This window comes from Burkholderia sp. LAS2 (assembly GCF_018417615.1).
In the GTDB taxonomy this organism is placed as follows: domain Bacteria; phylum Pseudomonadota; class Gammaproteobacteria; order Burkholderiales; family Burkholderiaceae; genus Burkholderia; species Burkholderia sola.
In genome coordinates, this window is record NZ_CP071054.1 from 1,145,922 (window position 1) to 1,166,406 (window position 20,485).

The following is a 20,485-nucleotide window of genomic DNA, read 5'->3' on the forward strand; positions in this document are numbered from 1 at the left end:
CGCTCCTTACCCACGCTCCAGCTCCCCGGCAATCTTCAGATGAAATTGCGTACCGCACGAATCGTTTACCCAGTTGCAATAATGATTCGCTCCAACGCGTATTTCCGACCGGGAACGCGCTCGTTACGATGCAATCAACCGCTGAACGCAACGAGCGAAGCGCGAAATCAACAGAACCGGAGGTCACCATGAAGTCGTTCATCACCGCTGTCGTCGCCGCAACCGCGTTGTCCGCGTCGTACGGCGCATTCGCGCAATCGAACCCGTCGGGTCAGCTCACGCGTGCCCAGGTGCGTGCGGAACTCGTCCAGCTCGAACAGGCCGGCTACAAGCCCGAAGTCTCCGATCAGTATTACCCGCGTGCGCTGCAGGCCGCGCAGGCCCGCGTGACGAACGCCGACGTAGCCGGCTACGGTGCGCAAGCGGCCGCCGGTGCGCGTGCAGGCCGCACGATCGCAGTCAAGCAGGAAGGCCGCAACTCGATCTACTTCGGTCAGTAAGCCGGATACCCGCCGGCGTATTGCCGGCGTATTCCGGATACGCCCCGCCGTACACGCGACACCCCGCTCCCGTTCATCGGGGCGGGGTGTTCGTTTTCCGGTCGTCCGCTCCCTTCGCGGCTCGCGTGCCGTGCGGCGCCGTTCACGCAAGCGTCCGGTGTTTGCGCATAGAATGGCCGCGTGGTCGGCGTCGGCCAGCACGAACGCGGGCGGTATCACGACACCCGCTGGCCGGCCCGATGTCGCACTCGGCGCATTTTTCGAAAAGGAGCGGTTTCATGTCTCAAACATCCGGTTCCACGATCACGTTTCGCCGCCCGGACGGCCAGGAACTGCAAGGCTATCTCGCCACGCCGGCACGCACCGAAGGCGCGCCCGCGGTCGTCGTCATCCAGGAATGGTGGGGGCTGAACGACCAGATCCGCGGCGTCGCGGATCGCCTCGCGCGCTGCGGTTACTTCGCGCTCGTGCCCGACCTGTATCGCGGCAAGTCGACGGTCGAGGAGGAGGAAGCGCACCACCTGATGACCGGCCTCGATTTCGGCGACGCCGCGTCGCAGGACATTCCCGGCGCGGTCGCATACCTGAAGACGCTGTCGCCGCGGGTCGCGGTGACGGGCTACTGCATGGGTGGCGCCCTCACGCTGCTGTCGCTGCAGTACGCCGACGCAGATGCCGGCGTCATGTGGTACGGCCTCCCGCCGCTCGATTACATCGATCCGGCCAAGCTCAAGGTACCGCTGATGGGTCATTGGGCGACGCAGGATGCGTTCTTCACGATCGACCAGGTCGACGCACTGGAAAAGAAGCTGACCGATGCGAACGTCGGCTTCGAATTCCATCGCTATCTCGCGCACCATGCGTTCGCGAACGAAACGGCCGTCGGCCCCGGCCGCATCGCCGGCACGCAGTTCGATCCGGTGTGGTCGGAAACGGCGTGGGACCGCACGCTCACGTTCTTTGGCCGAACGCTCTGGACGAAGCACGCGTAACGTAATGCCGCTTCCCGCGCGGCGACGGTACAAAGGAAAACGCCACGGATTTGCGTCCGTGGCGTTTTCGTTTTCACACTCCTTCGGTTCGGTGGACAGGCGCGGCTTTCCGCTCCTGCCATGTGCCATGCTTACCCGGTCGTTGCCGTCTGATCGTCGACCGGCGCATCCGGCGCGCGCGGCGCTTCGCCGGCGCGCTGGATCCACCCGCCGCCGAGTGCGCGGTACAGATCGACCAGGTTCGTCCAGCGCGCCAGGCGCGCGCTGATCAGCGACTGCTGCGCGGAGTACAGATCCGTCTGCGCGGTCAGCACCGACAGATAGCTGTCCACACCGTTCTTGTAACGCAGGTCCGACAGATCGAAGCGACGCTGCTGCGCGTGCTCGTTGCGCTCCAATGCCGCGATCTGCTGATCGTACGTGCCGCGTGCGGCAAGCCCGTCCGACACTTCGCGGAACGCCGACTGGATCGCCTTCTCGTAGTTCGCGATCTCGATGCGCTTCTGCACATGCGCGAGATTCAGGTTCGCGATGTTCTGACCGCCTTCGAAGATCGGCATCGTGATCTGCGGCGCGAACGACCACGCCGCCGTGCCGGCCTTGAACAGGCCGCCCAGCGTCGGGCTGCCGGTGCCGAACGCGCCCGTCAGCGAGATCTTCGGGAAGAACGCCGCGCGCGCCGCGCCGATGTTCGCGTTCGCGGCCAGCAGCGTCTGCTCGGCCTGCATCACGTCCGGACGACGCGTCAGCAGATCCGACGGCAACCCGGCCGGCACGTCCGTCAGCAGGTTCTGCGCGTCGAGCGGCATGCCCGCCGGCAGATCGTCCGGCAGCGGCTCGCCGATCAGCAGCACCAGCGCGTTCAGCGCCTGTGCGCGCGCACGCGCCTGCGCCTGCTGGTTCGCGAGCGCCGTCTCGACTACCGTCTGCGCCTGACGCAGCTCGAGCTCGGAGCCCGTGCCGTTGTCGAATTGCAGCTTGGTCAGGTCGTACGACGCCTGAGCAGTCTTCAGCGTGTCCTCCGTGACCTTCAGCAGGTCATCGGTCGACAGCAGCGTCAGGTACTGATCCGCCACCTGCGACACCAGCGAGATCTCCGACGCCTGCCGCGCGTACGACGTCGACAGGTACTGCGCGAGCGCCTGGTCCTTCAGGCTCTGCACGCGACCGAACAGGTCGAGCTCCCACGACGCCGACAGGCCGACGTTGTAGGTGCGCGAAATCAGCGGCTGGCCCGTCTGCGATACACCTGCCGGGAAACGCTGGATGCTGCCCGTGCCCGTACCGTCGAGCGTCGGGAACAAGCCCGCACGCGTGATCTGGTACTGCGCACGCGCGGCCTCGATATTGAGCACCGACACGCGCAGGTCGCGGTTGTTTTTCAGCGCGATCTCGATCAGCCGCTGCAGGCGTGGATCGACGAAGAATTCGCGCCAGCCGATGGCAGTCGCCGCCTGGCCGTTCGCGCTGCGCGCGCCGGCCGCGCCCGGCTGCGTCGCGTAGACGCCGCCGGCTGGGTACGCCTGCGCGACGGGCGCGTCGGGCCGCGTGTAATGCGGCGCCATCGTGCAGCCCGCGGCAAACAGCGCGGCAGCCAGTGCGGCCGCGGTGGCAGTCAAAACATGTTTTTGCATCGTTACTGCCCCTTCGAATCGTGTGCGTCGTCGCGACCGCGCTGCAGGTCGCCCTGCACGAGACGCCATGCGTCGTCGACGTTTTCCGTTTCGCCGCTGAAGATCGCACGAACCCGCACGAAGAACATCGGGATCATGAAAATGGCGAGGAACGTCGCGGTGACCATCCCGCCGATCACGCCCGTGCCGATCGCGTGCTGGCTCGCCGAGCCCGCGCCGTTGCTGATCGCGAGCGGCAGCACGCCGAGCATGAACGCGAGCGACGTCATCAGGATCGGACGCAGCCGCAGGCGCGCCGCCTCGATCGCCGCGCGCACCGGCCCCATGTTCCCGCCCGCCTGCAGTTCGCGTGCGAACTCGACGATCAGGATCGCGTTCTTCGCGGACAAACCGACGGTCGTCAGCAGGCCGACCTGGAAGAACACGTCGTTCTCGAGGCCGCGCAGCATCGTCGCGAGCAGTGCGCCGACCACGCCGAGCGGCACGACCATGATCACCGAGAACGGGATCGACCAGCTTTCATACAGCGCCGCGAGACACAGGAACACGACGAGAATCGAGATCGCGTACAGGATCGGCGCCTGCGAGCCGGACTGGATTTCCTGGAACGACAGCCCCGTCCACGAATAGCCGATGCCTTCCGGCAGCCTGCTCGCGAGCGCTTCCATCGCGGCCATCGCCTGCCCCGTCGACTTGCCTTCCGCGGCCTGCCCCTGGATCTCGATCGACGACACGCCGTTGTAACGCTCGAGCTTCGGCGACCCGTAGATCCAGTGGCCGGTCGAGAACGCGCTGAACGGCACCATCCCGCCCGCGCTGTTGCGCACGTACCAGATGTTCATGTCTTCGGGCGTCATCCGGAACGGCGCGTCCGACTGTACGTACACCTTCTTGATCCGGCCGTCGGTATCGAGGAAGTTGTTCACGTACTGCGACGCCCACGCGATCGAAAACGTCTGGTCGATCGCCGCGGCCGTCACGCCGAGCGCGTTCGCCTTCTCGCGATCGATGTCGACCTTGTACTGCGGCGTATCGTTCAGGCCGTTCGGACGCACGAGCGCCAGCGCCGGATCCTTCGCTGCCATCCCGAGCAACTGGCCGCGCGCGGCCATCAGCGCTTCGTGACCGAGGCCCGCGTTGTCCGTCAGCTCGAAGTCGAAGCCCGCAGCGGTACCGAGTTCGGGAATCGACGGCGGGTTGAACGGAATCACCATCCCGTCCTTATACGTCGAATAGTGCGCGAAGGTCCGGCCGATCAGCGCCTGCACCTTCTGGTCCGAACGCTGGCGCTGCTCGTACGGTTTCAGCTTCACGAACACGAGGCCCGCATTCTGGCCGCGGCCCGCGAAGCTGAAGCCGTTGACCGTGAACACCGAGTCGACCACCTCCTTCTCGGCGGTGGTCAGGTACGTGTTGATGTTGTCGAGCGTCTTGCCGGTCGTTTCCTGCGTGGAGCCGGACGGCGTCTGCACGATCATGAACATGTAGCCCTGGTCTTCATCGGGCAGGAACGACTTCGGCAGCCGCGCGAACATCACGCCGACCGCGAGGAACACGGCCAGGTAGATCACGAGCCAGCGGCCGGAGCGCTTGATCACATGGTTCACGCCGCTCGTATAGCGATCGCGGCTGCGATCGAACGTCCGGTTAAACCACCCGAAGAAGCCCTTCTTCTCTTCGTGATGCCCCTTCTCGATCGGCTTCAGGATCGTCGCGCACAGTGCCGGCGTCAGGATCAACGCGACGAGCACCGACAACACCATCGCCGACACGATCGTCAGCGAGAACTGACGATAGATCGCGCCGACCGAGCCGCCCGAGAACGCCACCGGCACGAACACCGCCGACAGCACGAGCGCGACGCCGACGAGTGCGCCGGTGATCTGGCTCATCGCCTTGCGGGTCGCCTCCTTCGGCGACAGCCCTTCTTCGGCCATCACGCGCTCGACGTTCTCGACCACCACGATCGCATCGTCGACCAGCAGGCCGATCGCGAGCACGAGCCCGAACATCGACAACGTGTTGATCGAGAAGCCGGCGAGACCCATGATCGCGAACGTGCCGAGCAGCACGACCGGCACCGCGATCGTCGGGATGATCGTCGCCCGCAGGTTCTGCAGGAACAGGTACATCACGAGGAACACGAGCACGATGCCCTCGATCAGCGTCTTGACCACTTCCTCGATCGACAGGCGCACGAACGGCGTCGTGTCGTACGGGTAGTGCACGACGAGGCCATGCGGGAAGTACTTCGACAGCTCGTCGATCTTGGCCCGCAGCGCGTTCGCGGTCGCCAGCGCGTTCGCGCCGGTCGCGAGCTGGATGCCGAGGCCGGCCGTCGGTTGCCCCATGTACTTCGTGTCGAACGTGTAGTTCTCCGAACCGAGCGCCGCGCGGCCGACGTCCTTCAAGCGAACCTGCGAGCCGTCCTGGTTGACCTTCAGCAGGATGTTGCCGAACTGCTCGGGCGTGCGCAGCAGCGTCGATTCGGTGATCGTCGCCTGCAGCACGGTGCCTGGCTTCGCCGGCGTGCCGCCGATCTGGCCGCCCGCGATCTGCACGTTCTGCTGCGTGATCGCGGCCGTCACGTCGGTCGGCGTGAGGCTGTAGTTGGTCAGCTTGACGGGGTCGAGCCAGATCCGCATCGAGAACTGCGAACCGAGCAGCAGCGTCTGGCCGACGCCGTTCACGCGGCTCAGCGGATCGAGCACGTGCGAGGCCACGTAGTTCGTCAGGTCCTCCTTCGACATCCGGCCGTCCTCGGAGTTGAACGCGAACCACATCAGCCAGTTGCTGCTCGACTTCGTGACCTGCATGCCGAGCTGCTGCACGACCTGCGGCAGGTTCGGCGTCGCGAGCGACAGCTTGTTCTGCACCTGCACCTGCGCGACGTCCGGATTCGTGCCCGGCGAGAAGGTCAGCGTGATCGTCGCGTTGCCCGAGTCGTCGCTCGTCGACGACATGTAAAGGAAGTTGTCGAGCCCGCTCATCTGCTGCTCGATCACCTGCGTCACCGTGTCTTCCACCGTCTTCGCGGAAGCGCCCGGGTAGTTCGCCTGGATCTGGATCGTCGGCGGTGCGATCGTCGGATACTGCGCGATCGGCATCTTGAAGATCGATGCGACGCCGGCCAGCATCAGCACGATCGCGATCACCCACGCGAAGATCGGGCGATCGATAAAGAACTTGGCCATGAAACGGACTCCCTGTTATTGCGCGCTCGACGCGGCGGCCGAACTCGCTGCGGCACTGGCCGCGGTAGTTGCCGCGGTAGTCGCCGGCGCGGCGCTTGCCGAGGTGGCGGATGCGGCATCCGGCGCCGGGGCGAGCTGCGCGGCGACGGTCTTCACCGTCGCGCCCGGGCGCACCTTGTCGACGCCTTGCACGATCACGTGATCTCCTGCCTGCAGACCGCCTTCGACGACCCAGTTCTGGCCGTACGTGCCGGTCGTCGTCAACGGACGCATCTCGACCTTGTTGGCCGCGGTCACGACCAGTGCGATCGCCTGCCCCTTCTGGTCGTGCGTGACGCCGATCTGCGGCACCAGGAACGCGTTCTCGTTCACGCCTTCCTCGATCCGTGCGCGCACGAACATCCCCGGCAGCAGCACGCGGCCGGGGTTCGGGAACACCGCGCGGATCGTCACCGAGCCGGTGGTCTGGTCGACCGTCACGTCCGAGAACTGCAGCTTGCCGGCTTCCGAATAGGTCTTGCCGTCTTCGAGGATCAGCGACACCTTCGCCGCGCCCGGGCCGCTCGTCTTCAGGCGGCCGCTCTGCACGTCCTGACGCAGCTTCAGCCCTTCGAGGCTCGACTGCGTGAGGTCGACGTACACCGGATCGAGCTGCTGCACCGTCGACATCAGCGTCGCCTGGCTCGCCTGCACGTATGCGCCCGGCGTCACCTGCGAGATGCCGACGCGGCCGCTGATCGGCGACACGACGTCCGTATAGCCGAGGTTGATCTGCGCGGTGTCGACCGCCGCCTTGCCGGCCGCGACGTCCGCCGCGGCCTGGCCTTGCGTGGCGACCGCGTTGTCGTAGTCCTGCTTGCTGACCGCGTTCGCCGCGACCAGCACCTTGTAGCGCGCGACCAGCGCGTTCTGCGTGACGAGGTTCGCCTGCGCCTTCGCGAGCGTCGCCTTCGCGCTGTTCAGCGCGGCGATGTACGGCGCCGGATCGATCTTGTAGAGACGCTGACCGGCCTTGACGTCGGTGCCTTCGGTGAATTCGCGGCGCAGCACGATGCCGTCGACCCGCGCGCGGACCTGCGCGACGAGGAATGCACTGGTGCGGCCCGGCAGCTCGGTCACCGCGGGCACGGCTTGCGGCTGGACGGTGACGACGCCGACTTCCGGCGTTGGCGGCGGCGGCGCCGCTTCTTTTTTCCCGCACGCGGCCAGGAAAACGGCAGCCGTTGCGGCAGTGATTAAGCGGTATGGAACCCGTTCGACGCGCATGGAGCGACCTCTCACAATTAGACGACCTTCAATGGGAATCACCAGATCTCCTCATGGCCCTGACGCGCGGCGAACCTGAAGGGTCCTGTCCGCCGCGGATGCGGACACGTGTTGCGGGTGTGCGTTGCACCCGGCGGAGCGTTCGTTCGCCGAACTGCTTCCGAAAAAGAACGGCGAGCCCGCTGCCTCGGCGGGATCGCGTTGCCATGGGTTCTGCCAGACTGCTAGCGCGCGGGTCGGAATGCAGCGCCGGCGAATTCGATGAACGCGCGCGCGGCGGCCGGCAGACGTGCGGCACGCGCATGCGCAAGCTTCAACGTGACGGGCGCGAGCAGATGGAGCGGGGCCACGCGCACCAGCGTGCCGGCCGCCAGATCGGCGTCGACGAGATACGCGGGCAGCACCGCCGCGCCCATGCCGGCCACGGCCAGCCGCCGTGCCATCTCGAGATGGCCGACGCCCGTATTGCCGGGCGCGACGCCGGATCGAATCCCGGCCGCGTGGTCGTCGTCGGCCGCCGGCAACTCGAGCCGCACGGTCGCGATGTCCGGCCAGTCGCCGGACGCAGCCGCGCCGCCGTGCGCGGCGACATAATCGGGCGCCGCGACGCGCACGGATTCGTACGCGGCCAGCGTATGCAATGCGTGCGCGCCGGACACTGGCATCCCGTCGGTCAGGAACGCGACGTCGATGTCTTCGGTAGTCAGGTCGACGTGGGCATCGGTCAGCGTCACGGTCGGCCGCACGTCCGGAAACCGGTGCACGAAACGATCGAGCAGCGCGCTCAGCTGGCTGAGCCCGAACGCGACCGGCGCGGCCACGCGCAATACGCCTTCCGGCTTGCTGCCCATCGCGACGAAACGGCCGTCGATCTCGTCGATCGCACCGAGAATCCGCTCGACGCGCGCGAGATACAGCTCGCCGATTTCCGTCAGCGACTGGTGGCTCGTGCTGCGTTGAAGCAGGCGCGCGCCGAGGCGCGTCTCGAGCGCATCGACCAGTCGGCTGGCCATCGCCGTCGACACGCGCAACCGCGTCGCCGCCCGGCGAAACCCGCCTTCCCTTGCCACCGTCACGAATGCCCGAATCGATTGAAGTTGGTCCATTTGTCCGGATTTCCCTGCGCGGACGACTGCCCGTCCATCTGCACCCGACGCCGCGCCACAGCCGGCCCGCATCGGCCCGGCCAATGCGGCGGCCCCGACACCGGCTCCGCCGGGTCGGTCGACACGCTCGCGACGAGCACGCGTCGGCTTGCAACGGACGCAAGCCGGCCTCGGCAAGCCCGATGCACGATCGTTCAATAGCAGTCCTGAGTCTTTCCCGGCGATTCGCGGCGGCAACGCGCGCGGCAAGGCCGGCGGCGTCCGCGCATCACGCGGACGGTGTTGCCCGTATCGTCCGGGCACGCTGAATCGCATTTCCTTCAGCAGGTGCAATGGTAGGGAAACCGCCGGAAAATGGCTTGCCCGATCCTGCGATTGTTTTGCCTTAATTTCCGAATTTGTGCGTCGCACACCCTGCCACGACAGGCGACGCGGCCGCCGATCATGCAGGTCCGGATGATCGGGCTAATTTCGGACAGTTTTAGGCAATCCCGCGCACGCAACTGGCCGTACGATGTGACCGCCATGCCTGCACGCCGGCAGCGAATCGCAGCGCACGCACGGCATCGCCCGCTCCGCCAACCGCTCACGCAACATGGAAATCGACGCCCGAACGCCGACCCAACCGCGCCATCCACCGGATCACGATGCCCGGTCGCCAGCCCGATCGCCCGCTGCCCGGCTGGCGGCGCTGATCGCCGTGTACGCGCCGCACGACGGCATGTTCGACCTTCCGCTGCGCGGCATGCGTGTCGCGCGCGCGTCCGCGCTGCCGCCGCAGTGGAACCACGGCGTGCACCACGCGTGCCTGAGCATCGTCGGGCAAGGCGCGAAGTCGATGCGGGTCGGCGACGATACCTACACGATCGACGAATCGCGGATGCTGGTCGCCACCGCCGACCTCCCCGTGACCGGACGCGTGACGCGCGCGAACCCCGCCGAGCCGTTCCTTTACGCGCAACTCGCACTCGATCCGCACCGCATCGCGGCGCTCACGCCCGTCGTCTTTCCGCGCGGGCTGCCGAAAGCCGTCGACTACCGCGCGCTCGACACGCTCGACGCGACGCCCGAAATCGTCGACGCCGTCGCGCGGCTGATGCAACTGATCGCACAACCGGACGACCTCGACCTCCTCGCACCGCTGATCGTCGACGAAATCCTCATCCGGCTGCTGCGCGGCCCGTCGGGCGCGCGCATCGCGCAGATCGGCGACGCCGGTTCGACGACCCAGCGCATCTCGCGCGCCGTCGCATGGATTCGCGATCACTATCTCGATCCGATGGCGGTCGACACGCTCGCGCGACGGGTGGAGATGAGCCCGTCGACCTTCCACCATCATTTCCGTGCGGTCACGTCGATGAGTCCGTTGCAATGCCAGAAGGTGCTGCGGCTGCAGGAGGCGCGCCGCCTGATGTGCGTGTCGGCGATGGATGCGCGGCAGGCGTGCCGCAGCGTCGGCTACGTGAGCGCGTCGCAGTTCAGCCGTGAATACGCACGGCTGTTCGGCGACGCACCGGGCCGCGACGTCGCTCGGCTGCGCGGCGAAGCGGTGCCGCTGTCGCGCGTCGCACCATGAACGCGAATCGCAAGAAAACGCTTTCATAAGGACGTGCCGGGAACACGGGCATCATTGTCCAACCGGTCCGCGCACATGCATGCGTCGCCTGCCTTTAATGCAGGACTGCGAATTATTTCAGTTGACCCGAAAGACAGTGCGCGGTACTCACGTATCGATCATGCGTGAATCAGGACTGACGAGACGCGCAGCAAGCGTTCAACGCGGCCTCGTCGGCGGCCAGCATCTCGGGCACGCATTCCCGCAGGAAATCGACGAACGTGCGGATCTTCGCATCGAGATACTGACGCGACGCATACAGCGTATAGACCGTCAGCTTCTGCAACCGGTAATCGGGCAGCACGCGCACCAGCGCGCCGCTCGCGAGCGCGGGCAGCGCAGCCGACATCGGCAGCGGGCCGATCCCGAGCCCCGCGCGCAGCGCGGCGCCGAGCGCATCGGCGATATTCACCTGGAAATCGGGCACCGACAGTTCGAACGTTTCGCGGCCGTTCGGGCCGTCGAGATGCCAGCGGTCGCGCGGAAACAACGACGTGACGAGCCGCAGGCACGCATGCCCGGCGAGATCGCTCACCGCACGCGGCGTGCCGCGCGCCTTCAGGTAGGCAGGCGACGCGCACAGCACGCTGCCCACGTCGCCGAGCCGCTGCGATACCAGCCCGGAATCGGGCAGCTCCGTCGTGCTCAACTGCAGCGACACGTCGTAGCCTTCGTCGATGATGTCAGGCACGTGCTGCGACAGCGTCAGCTCGACCGCGACCGACGGATAGCGTTCGCGGTAGCGCACGACCGCGGGCACCACGTAGGACTGGCCGAAACTCGTCGTCGCGTGGACGTGCAGCCGTCCGGACGGCTTCACCTGTGCATCGGCCGCCTCGGCTTCCGCTTCGTCGATATAGCCGAGGATGCGCTGGCAGCGGTCGAGATAGCGCTGCCCGGCGTCGGTCAGTGCGATGCGGCGCGTGCTGCGGTTCAGCAGGCGCGTGCGCAGATGCGTTTCGAGTTGCGCGACCGAACGCGACGCGTAGGCCGTCGTGATGTCCAGGCGCTGGGCCGCGCTCGTGAAGCTGCCCTCTTCCGCGACCCGGACGAAAATGCGCATCATCTGTAACGTGTCCATCGACCTGTCCCCGCGATTGTCACGTCGCGCCGTCGTGCGGCCAGAGTGCCGGCAGCGCCGGCACACGCCGGTCTGGCGCGAATTGTGCGGAACAGTACAGCAGCGGTGCAGGCGTGTCCAGTTCGCCGTAGGCGGCACGATCCGGATGCCGAATCGTGCTGCGAAGCCGCTCACCGAGCGGCATCCGGGCCGGGCGGACATGCGTATGGAGGGACCGACAGGCCAACCGCAGCGATCGGAAAAAGCTACCCGCCGACCACGATCGCGCTCTCGATCGACACCCTGTGCATCCCGCGCATTACGCGGCGGCCACCGCATCGAACGGATTGCGCAACACGATCGTGTCGTCGCGCTCCGCGCCCGTCGTGATCATCGACACCGGCGCGCCCGCCACGGCTTCGATGCGCGCGATGAAAGCCTGCGCGGCCCGCGGCAGCGCCGCACGCTCGCGCACGCCCTGCACGGAGCCTTGCCAGCCTTCGAACCGTTCGTAGAGCGGCTTCGCGCGCGACTGCGCATCGAGGCTCGCGGGCAAATGATCGACGCGCACGCCGTCGAATTCGTAACCGACGCACAGCGCGATCGACTCGAAACCATCGAGCACGTCGAGCTTGGTCAGCGCCAGCGACTCGATGCCCGAGATCCTGACGGCCTGGCGCAGTTGCGCGGCATCGAGCCATCCGCAGCGTCGCGGCCGGCCGGTGTTGACGCCGAACTCCTGTCCGCGCGTACGCAGCGTTTCGCCGGTCGCGTCAGTCAGCTCGGTGAGGAACGGGCCGCCGCCGACCCGCGTCGCATACGCCTTCGTCACGCCCAGCACGTGGCCGAGCTTCGCTGCCCCGAGCCCGGTGCCGGCCGCCGCGGCCGATGCCACGGTGCCCGACGACGTCACGAACGGATAGGTGCCCCAGTCGATGTCCAGCATCACGGCCTGAGAGCCCTCGAACAGGATGCGCTCGCCGCGATCGGTCGCGTCGTTGAGGTCGGCCCAGACCGGACGCACGAACGGCAGGATCTTCGGCGCAAGCGCAACCAGCGTCGCCAGCATCGCGTCGCGATCGTACTCGTCGAGCCCCAGGCCGCGGAACCACGCGTTGTGATGGTCGACGAGCACGTCGAGTTTGGCGGCGAGCCCGCCCGGTTCGGCGAGATCGCCGACGCGCAGCCCGCGACGCCCGACCTTGTCCTCGTAGGCCGGCCCGATCCCGCGCAGCGTGGTGCCGATGGGTTCGCGGCGCAAACGCTCCTGCGCCTCGTCGATCGCGCGGTGGATCGGCAGCACCAGCGTCGCGTTCTCGGCGATCGACAGGTTGTCCGGCGTCACCGACAGCCCGAGTTCGGCCATCCGCCCGGTTTCCGCGAGCAGCGCTTCCGGATCGAGCGCCACGCCGTTGCCGATCACGCCGCGCTTGCCGCGCACGATGCCGCTCGGCAGCAGTGCCAGCTTGTACGTGTTGCCGCCGACGACCAGCGTGTGGCCCGCGTTGTGGCCGCCGTTGTAGCGTGCGACGACATCGGCCTGCGCCGCCAACCAGTCCACGACGCGCCCCTTGCCTTCGTCGCCCCATTGGGCGCCCACGACCACCACGTTCGGCATGCTCCGTACTCCATGTGAGAAATTCAGACACTCGGTCGGCCCGGTTGGCCGTTTGTGTGCCATATTGACGGAGCCGAATCACCCGATCAAACGATTAAACCTGAACCATCGTGTGAGTAAATTTCACGCGAAACGATGCAATGGCCCGACGACTCCCTCCGTTGAATTCGCTGCGCGCGTTCGAAGCCGCCGCGCGGCTCGGCAGCTTCACGCTGGCCGCCGACGAGCTGTGCGTCACGCACGGCGCGATCAGCCGGCACGTGCAACAACTGGAAGCGTGGCTCGGGCGGCCGCTGTTCGAACGCCACAACCGGCGCGTCGAACTGACCGCGGCCGGCCGCGCGTACCTCGCCGAGGTCGGCGCTTCGTTCGACCGGATCGCACTTGCCACCGCGCAGCATTTCGGCCACGCGCAGCAGCGCGTGCTGCGCGTCAGCGCGCCCGCGACGTTCTCGCTGCGCTGGCTCGTCCCGAAGCTGTCGTCGTTCCAGGTCGGGCATCCGGCCATCGAGGTGCGGCTGTCGACGTCGAACGAGCCGATCGACAAGCTGCGCGACAAGGTCGACCTGATCGTTCGCGGCGGCCCGCAGGCCATCGACGGGTACGTTGCGGAGGAATTCCTGTCCGAAGTCCGGCTGCCGGTGTGTGCGCCGAAGTTGCTGGAGGGCCGGTCGCTCGAGACGCCTGCCGATCTCGCCGGCTTCACGCTGCTGCACGCGGCAACCTATCCGGGCATGTGGCCGGAATGGCTCGCGGCGGCCGGGCACCCGAACCTCGTCCCGCGGCACTCGCTCACGCTCGAGCATTTCTACCTGACGCTGCAAGGCGCGCTCGACGGGCTCGGCGTCGCGATGGGCCCGATCGCGCTGGTCGCCGACGACATCGCCGAAGGCCGGCTCGTGCAGCCGTTCAGCGAACCGGCGCTGCCGCCGTGGCGCTACTTTACATATGTGGCGTCCGCGCGAGCGGACGACGACGCCGTACGCGCGTTCAAGGACTGGCTAAAGGCAACGGGAAGCGCGACTGCGTCGGGCGAGCGGCGCTGAGCGCCCGCGCCTGTGTGTCGTGCATCTTCACGACATGCAGGATTCCGAATCGAATTGAATAAACGTGCGGAACGTGTTTGCCTTCGTGCATCGCGCGATCGCGACGCACGCGGCAAGCCGCGGACCGAATCGCGGCTTGCCGCCGGACGACGCTTACTGGCTTGCGGCGCCGGCCTTCTTCTCCGCGTTCTGCAGGTTCTGCGGATAGTTCGGATCATTGGCCGCCGGCTTGTAACCGGCGTCTTCGAGTTTCTTCAGCTCGGCGGTGTTCTTCGCACGCGCAGCCTTGCGCTCGGCTTTGCGTTTGGCCTTGGCCGCCTTGCGCGCTTCGCTCTTCGCGGCCTTGGCGTCCTGTGCAGCCGGCGCGCTTGCGGTTTCCTGTGCAAAGGCCGGAACGGCCGAGCCGAACAGGAAAGCGGCTGCGGTAGCAGCCAGCGTGAGTTTTCTGATCTGGATTCGCATCGCTGAACTCTCTTTTTTGATGACCATCACGGTTTGAAAAACCATCGAGATACCGCCCCTGCCCTGACCAGTCGTCATGTCGCGGTCAGGACTTGAGCATCATAACCGTGTCGCAGAAATTGTGGCGTCAACGTGCTGACGGAATTGGGGATACACGTATGGGAGACAACGCGATTGGTGCGCTCGAGGTCGGGCGCCGCGGTACTCGACGCGGTGCGAGGCGCCGACGCGTGTTTCACTGGTGGCGATATCGATACGCTCATGCACTCATGCGCGACGTGAGGATCGTCGTGCTTGCACGATCACCGCAGCAGCAGTCGATCCATGCGTCACGTTATCGTTCGATGCGGCTCGAGCGACGGTTCCTCCCATAAACGACCACGATTCGTTTCTTCGGCGGTCAGGAGGGTTACGTTGCGTCGTTGCGGCGTGCGGTGATCTGTTCGGTACCGCTTGCCGCACTGTGATGCAGAAGGTTGTCTGTGTGTGGAGGCAAAGCGGGTTGTCGATCCGTAGGTCTGACAAAAAAGGCGGGGCGGCGCAAGCGGTGAAGACGTCGGCCCGATGGACTGCACGAATGCGCTGAAACTGATCATGAGCGAGCAGCGCTCGTCGGGTGGATATGCCCATGGCCGTGAAGCCTATCCGTCTGTGCAACCGTGCTTGCCGACGCTGAAGCGCCACACAAGGATGCCGATCGTTTCCCGTTTGCTCCCATCGATGGTTCCTTATGTGGATGAGGCTGCGATCTACACAGCTTGCTTATACCTGTGCCACCGCCTATCGGTGAGCTTTTACGGGACTCTGCTTTTTCGGAAGGTGAGCATATTCGGGAGCATCGGGGAATTCGATTGCGGTGAGCTGCGGCACCGACAGCACCTTCACGTTGGTTCGCAACGATGTCGACGGACACAGCATGGCTTGCCGGGCGGCACTCCAAAGGTAGAAAAACTGACCGGACGTGGGATGGAAACAGCCGGGATCGGATTCCGTCGGGCACAGTCCACAGGCTAAATTTGGCGAGCGGCATCACAGGCGATCGACAAAAACTTGTCCATAGACGGGGCAGCGCGAGTACAAAAAACCATTCACGGGCAGTCCAGGATGATTTCGAACTGCTGTGGACGAAGCGACGCGATTCGCTGCGCTCGTCAGTCATGGTGCCGAGGGTGCCATGGGGCACATTTTTGGGTCCCATAAACGGGAACCTCTACGCCGAAACTACGCATTTCCTCCCATAAGTTTCTACGTTTCGGCGTTTGTGAGTGGGTACTCACCTCTTCGGGAGGCCTTGTCAGGCCTGGAGCCTTCCTGGAACGGTGTGTCAAACAGAGCCGAGTCGGCCTGGATCGCAGGATCTGAACGCCTTGCGTCCCACAGACGACTCCCATTGGTAGCGGTTTATGGGGTTCGTCTTTCTGTGCAAGCACACGTGTGTTTACATCTTTGGTAAACCACGTTTACTTCTTTAACTACTTTTAGACGGCTCACAGCCTTGTCTGGCAAGGGTTTGAGGGGTGTTCGGTACCCATTTATGGGAGCACAGGTGGAAGGGTTTGGGGTTTCAGGTCTGTGGATTTGGGGGTTGGGGTACCGTGTTGTGGGGAATCCGGGTTGTGGATATGGGGCGAACGTATCCGGTTATGGGAAATCGACCGTCAATCGCGCTCGGTAGTCGTCTATGGGAACACAGGAAGGTAGCCTTTTATGGGGGGCTTTTCTCGGTTGGTAGTCCGATGCGTGCACAGTGATTTTCTTCGGGTAGCCGGTTATGGGAAATCTGAAAGGTACCTATTTATGGGAGTCGGTCTCAGTCAATTTGCTGCCCTTTGCTCGGGGACGCCGTGAAGCTTTCCCATAGACAGGGCTAAGGCCACGGACAGGTTACCGTCTATGGGGAAAACGAATGGTTGCCGTTTATGGGAGCGATTTCCACCTTCAATCCGGAAAGCAGCTGCGTCGACCCCGGTGACAGGTAGCCTCCTATGGGAAACGACAAAGGTAGCCTGTTATGGGAGAAAAAGGCGGCTGTGTTGCGGGGCACCACAAATCTTCCCGGCGATCTCGATTCCGTCCGTTTGCCCCCATGGATGGGTACCTTCGTATGGCAATTCTTGTGCCGGGTTGCCCTGTCGAGCCAGGAAAGGTAGCGGCTTTTGGGAGGTATTTTGATCAAAAGGTAGACGGATATGGGGCTCTGAACAAATCGTGAAACACGGATTTCTCATTACGTGTCAGATAGTTAGCTCATATAGTGAAAGTGATGCTTGAGCAAGGGCGTTGCTCCGTGGCGCGAAAAGGTATAAAGTCCGCTCTCAATAAGGCAACCTTACCCGGACACCACGATGCCGCGCAAGCCCGCAAGCAAAGGCTCAGACAAACAGGTTTCGCTGTTTCAGACACCCGAGCCGCCCGACTTGCTGCGCAAGGCGGTCCAGGCGATTCATATCGCACCGAAGTCGGGAAAGATCGGTCTGCAGCAGCGCAAGATGTTCAGCTCGTTGATCAAGAACGCACTTCGGCAGGAGGCGTTCGAACCGGGCCGGACGAGCTTCTCGATCTCGATCGCGTCGCTGTCGCACGAGAGCGGGCTGAACAGCAACAACACGAAGTACGTGAAGGATACGGTCAACTCGCTGATCAGTACCGTCGTCAACTGGGACTACCTGGCCGCGGACCGTTCGACGGTCTGGAAAGCATCGGGCCTGCTCGCCGGCGCGGAGCTCGAGCAATCGGTGCTGAAGTACAGCTTCTCCGACCAGATTCGCAGCGAACTGCTCAATCCCGAGATCTACGCGCTGATCGATATGCGGATCGCTCGCGAGTTCCGGCGATCGCACTCGCTCGCGCTGTGGGAAAACACGGTGCGCTACGAAGGGATCGGCATCACCGCGAAGATTCCGCTGCCGAAATTCCGTGACCTCATTCTCGGCCAGGACAAGGCGTCGCAGTCGTACAAGGAATACAAGCTGTTCAAGAGCAAGGTCCTGGTGCCGTGCATTCAGGAGGTGAACGAAGTATCGGATCACACGCTCGAGCTGATCGAACACAAATCCGGCCGCAGCGTGGAAGCCGTGCAGTTCAAGGTGACACGCAAGCAGAGCACCGATACGGTCGAAGACGGCGACGTCAAGAACGAAGCGCTGGTCGAGGAGGTCGCGAAGTTCGGCATTCCGCGTTCGGAGGCGCGCCGGCTGATCACGCAATACGGCGTGCAGCGCATCAAGGCGGCGATCGCCTATACGCTCAATCGGACCACGAAGAAAAATGCGGCGCCGGTCGACAACGTCGCCGCGTATTTCCGCAAGGCGCTGACGCACGGTTACACGCTGGCCGACGGGCAGGGAACCGAAGCGGCCGCACCGGCGAAGGAATCCGCGCAGAGCAAGCAGGAACAGATTCGCGACAAGTATCTGGCGGCGAAGGTCGAGGAAGCCGGCGCGTATTTCCGCGAGCTGGAGATCGACGACCAGACCAGGCTGATCGAGCGTTACAACGAGACGGTGGCGGGTTCGAAGGATCTGACGCTGTCGCCGAAGAAGAAGGCGAGCAAGCTCGCGCAGACCAGCTTCTTCCGCTGGCTGGCGCTCGATACGTGGGGCGAGCCGACCTCGGATGACCTGCTGGAATTCCTGCTGAAAAGCAGTCTCGCGGGCAACTGAAAGAGGCCTCGCCGTCGTGCGCGCCGTGCGCCGGACCCTGTTGTGGTCCGGCTGCGCGGCGCAGCGCGAAGGCGAGGCCTTTTGCCGGTGGCGCGTTACTTTGGCGTTGCCGCCGCCAGATCGGCGACGTACGCGTCGATGACGGTCTTGAGCTTGTCGGCAAGCGCTTCCTGGTGGGATGCGTCGACGCCCTTGAGCTGCAGATCCAGACGTCCGTCCGGATAAGTCTTCAACTGACCGATTGCGCGCGATTCGAGTGCGAAGTCATGACGGACGCTATAGCGCGTCCGTCCGGGCTTCTTGGCGCCGTCGCTTTGCGCACGCAGGAAATTCTCGAGATCGCGGACGGATTTTTTCCGGTCGATCACGGCCGTCAGCAGCCGGTCGGCCGTCGGCTCGCCCAGGCGTTCGAAGATCAGCTTCAGAAAGTACGCGGCCTGCAGACCGACCACGTCGTTCGCACTCGCCATCCGCTCCAGCAGCGTGTTCGGCAGCGCGTTCAGCGACAGCGTCTTGCTGATCGATGCCTTGTCCTTGCCGATTTTCTCCGCCAGCGTGTTCTGGTCGGCAAAGACCTTCTCGTCGAGCAGACGTTTCCACGCGACCGCATCGTCGAAGATCGTCTGGCGTTCGTGATCGTGGTTCGCGCGGTACGCGATCGTATAGAGCTGCTCGGGCGTGTGATCGGTGCGGAACGTCGCATTGATCGTCTCGTCGCCGTTGATGCTCGTCGCACGCAGCCGGCGTTGCCCGTCGATCACGACGAGCTTGCCGGGAAATTCGGGGAGCCGCGTGACCTTGATCGGCTCGATCTGCCCTTCCCGTTTCAACGTCAGTGCGAGTTCGTGCAGGCTCGACTCCGAGTAGAACACGCGCGGGTTGAACGGGTTCGGAATGCAGTCCTTGACCAGTACTTTCTGCGGCGCGCCCAGATCGGGCGCACCGGCGGGCGCGGTTGCGGCCGGCGCACTGGTGGGCGCCGCTTCGACGACGGCAGCCGGTGCGGCCGCCGGCTCGGGCAGCCGCGTTTCGAGTGCCGCGTTTTCCTGCGCGAGTCCGCGCAACAGGCCGGCTGCCAGATGCAGGTTGCCGGTCGGCTTCTTGTCTTTCGAGGTGTCCTTAGCCATGGGCGGCTCCGGTAGCGCGCGTCGACGCGATGTATTGGGCCATTTCCGTGACCAGTTTTTCGATTTCCGCGCGGGCTTCCTTCAGGCCCTTCAGGTATCGATTATGGTGATGGATCGTGGTGCCGAGCGCGAACGTCTGACGATAGACCTCGCGTTGCGCGATCTGGCTGTCGAGCAGATGCTCCCCTATTTCTTCAGCTCGTAAAATTTTTAAAATTTCTTCACGCATTTTAGTTTTTCCATTGACGCTATTCAGCATTAATGCGGAAGAAAGTTGAGGATTTCGAACGGCGCGCATCGACTCGATCATGCGGATCATTGCAACCGTGCTGTACAGATCGGCCGGCGACGGCGAAAGCGGCACCAGGCAGAAGTCCGCCACTTCGAGGACGGATGCAATACGTGGATCTTCGAGGTTGCCGGGGCAGTCGACGACGATCACGTCGAAGTTCGCGTCCTGTTTCTTGATTTCGCCGCCGATGCCGCGGCCGGCAGGCGCCAGCGACAGGACCGTCATCGGGAGCGTGTTCTCGCCACTTGTGACCCACCGGACGGAAGTGCCTTGAGGGTCGGCATCGATCAGCGCGACCTTATTGCCGCCGGCTTCGAATGCCGCCGCGATGTTGACGGAGATGGTTGTCTTTCCAGTTCCACCTTTTTGATTACTGACGGCGATCTTGAAAGCCATTGAATTCCTCCTAGGAGTTTTACGTAATATAGGCAGTTATTCATAGGTTGTCTACAAAAGTGTTCAATGCTATGGATGTTTTATTGGTCGTTGTGGTTGTTACGTGACAAGTAGGCCGAATAGCTAAGCGTTATTCGAGAGTAGCGATTCGATAAAAAACCATCGATCTCGGTTGCAAAAGAACGAACGACAAATGTGAGGGAAGCCGACGGTCTTTGGGGTCCATAACGAGATCTTGTGGAGAGACTTGGCGTTTTGGCGTGCGTAGATCTCATTCGAAATTCGATACGAATCCATGTCGGTGATGATGTTGGTCACGGGGAAACAAATGGTTGTCACGTGACAAGTCGCTGGATCTCCGATTTCTCTTGGGCCGTACGTCGTGAGGAACTGTTCCATACGCGGCGTCTCGGATTCCGCAGGAACGTCAGAAAGTTCCTTACTTCAATTGTCGATGCGCGCGGCGCGTGACCATATACCTCTCGTCGGTAACGAGGTGAGTTGTCACGTGACAA

14 protein-coding genes are annotated in these 20,485 nt (G+C 64.3%); 5 read left to right on the plus strand and 9 right to left on the minus strand.

Going from position 1 to position 20,485, the window contains the following annotated elements:
- The first annotated feature begins 188 nt into the window (after positions 1-188).
- Together JYG37_RS34115 and JYG37_RS34120 are read left to right on the plus strand one after the other, a co-directional pair.
- Positions 189-500, plus strand: a complete 312-nt coding sequence (locus tag JYG37_RS34115) for a DUF4148 domain-containing protein (RefSeq protein ID WP_050018207.1) — start codon at positions 189-191, stop codon at positions 498-500.
- Positions 501-778: 278 nt separating this feature from the next.
- Positions 779-1,492 carry a dienelactone hydrolase family protein gene (locus tag JYG37_RS34120; protein ID WP_124557709.1) on the plus strand — a complete coding sequence of 238 codons (714 nt, stop codon included), beginning with the start codon at positions 779-781 and terminating at the stop codon, positions 1,490-1,492.
- 131 nt (positions 1,493-1,623) lie between these two features.
- On the opposite strand, the gene JYG37_RS34125 is transcribed toward JYG37_RS34120, so the two are convergent.
- The 4 genes from JYG37_RS34125 to JYG37_RS34140 all read right to left on the minus strand — a co-directional run bounded on the left by JYG37_RS34125 (position 1,624) and on the right by JYG37_RS34140 (position 8,692).
- Positions 1,624-3,126, minus strand: a complete 1,503-nt coding sequence (locus JYG37_RS34125) for an efflux transporter outer membrane subunit (protein WP_176016959.1) — start codon at positions 3,124-3,126, stop codon at positions 1,624-1,626.
- A 2-nt stretch (positions 3,127-3,128) separates the two neighbouring features.
- Positions 3,129-6,320 carry an efflux RND transporter permease subunit gene (locus JYG37_RS34130; RefSeq protein ID WP_124632017.1) on the minus strand — a complete coding sequence of 1,064 codons (3,192 nt, stop codon included), beginning with the start codon at positions 6,318-6,320 and terminating at the stop codon, positions 3,129-3,131.
- A gap of 15 nt (positions 6,321-6,335) precedes the next feature.
- Complete coding sequence (locus JYG37_RS34135; RefSeq protein WP_050015696.1) at positions 6,336-7,586, minus strand: efflux RND transporter periplasmic adaptor subunit; 1,251 nt, start codon at positions 7,584-7,586, stop codon at positions 6,336-6,338.
- Between the two features lie 224 nt (positions 7,587-7,810).
- Positions 7,811-8,692, minus strand: a complete 882-nt coding sequence (locus tag JYG37_RS34140; RefSeq protein WP_050015694.1) for a LysR family transcriptional regulator — start codon at positions 8,690-8,692, stop codon at positions 7,811-7,813.
- 721 nt (positions 8,693-9,413) lie between these two features.
- Between JYG37_RS34140 and JYG37_RS34145 the strand changes: the two genes are divergently transcribed.
- Positions 9,414-10,268, plus strand: coding sequence for an AraC family transcriptional regulator (locus JYG37_RS34145; RefSeq protein WP_239469029.1), 855 nt, complete (start codon positions 9,414-9,416; stop codon positions 10,266-10,268).
- 169 nt (positions 10,269-10,437) lie between these two features.
- Here JYG37_RS34145 and JYG37_RS34150 read toward each other — a convergent pair whose 3' ends face one another.
- Both JYG37_RS34150 and JYG37_RS34155 read right to left on the minus strand, forming a co-directional pair.
- A complete protein-coding gene (locus JYG37_RS34150) occupies positions 10,438-11,388 on the minus strand; it encodes a LysR family transcriptional regulator (protein ID WP_204384704.1) in 951 nt (316 codons plus the stop codon).
- 298 nt (positions 11,389-11,686) lie between these two features.
- On the minus strand, positions 11,687-12,985 hold the full coding sequence (locus tag JYG37_RS34155) for an adenylosuccinate synthase (RefSeq protein ID WP_213346819.1): 1,299 nt from the start codon (positions 12,983-12,985) through the stop codon (positions 11,687-11,689).
- 140 nt (positions 12,986-13,125) lie between these two features.
- Between JYG37_RS34155 and gcvA the strand changes: the two genes are divergently transcribed.
- Complete coding sequence (gcvA, locus tag JYG37_RS34160; protein WP_089490163.1) at positions 13,126-14,031, plus strand: transcriptional regulator GcvA; 906 nt, start codon at positions 13,126-13,128, stop codon at positions 14,029-14,031.
- 153 nt (positions 14,032-14,184) lie between these two features.
- Here the strand turns inward: gcvA and JYG37_RS34165 are convergent, their stop codons facing one another.
- Entirely contained in the window at positions 14,185-14,493 is a 309-nt protein-coding gene (locus JYG37_RS34165) for a DUF4148 domain-containing protein (RefSeq protein WP_124651852.1), read from the minus strand.
- A 2,345-nt stretch (positions 14,494-16,838) separates the two neighbouring features.
- Here JYG37_RS34165 and JYG37_RS34170 point away from each other — a divergent pair.
- Positions 16,839-18,155 (plus strand): replication initiation protein, encoded by a 1,317-nt coding sequence (locus tag JYG37_RS34170; RefSeq protein ID WP_050015685.1) that lies wholly within the window; start codon positions 16,839-16,841, stop codon positions 18,153-18,155.
- A 95-nt stretch (positions 18,156-18,250) separates the two neighbouring features.
- Here the strand turns inward: JYG37_RS34170 and JYG37_RS34175 are convergent, their stop codons facing one another.
- Positions 18,251-19,282: a ParB/RepB/Spo0J family partition protein gene (locus JYG37_RS34175; protein ID WP_050015683.1), complete on the minus strand. Its 1,032-nt coding sequence runs from the start codon at positions 19,280-19,282 to the stop codon at positions 18,251-18,253.
- A complete protein-coding gene (locus JYG37_RS34180; protein ID WP_006497839.1) occupies positions 19,275-19,970 on the minus strand; it encodes an AAA family ATPase in 696 nt (231 codons plus the stop codon). Before JYG37_RS34180 ends, JYG37_RS34175 begins: the two co-directional genes overlap by 8 nt.
- Between the last annotated feature and the right edge of the window lie 515 nt (positions 19,971-20,485).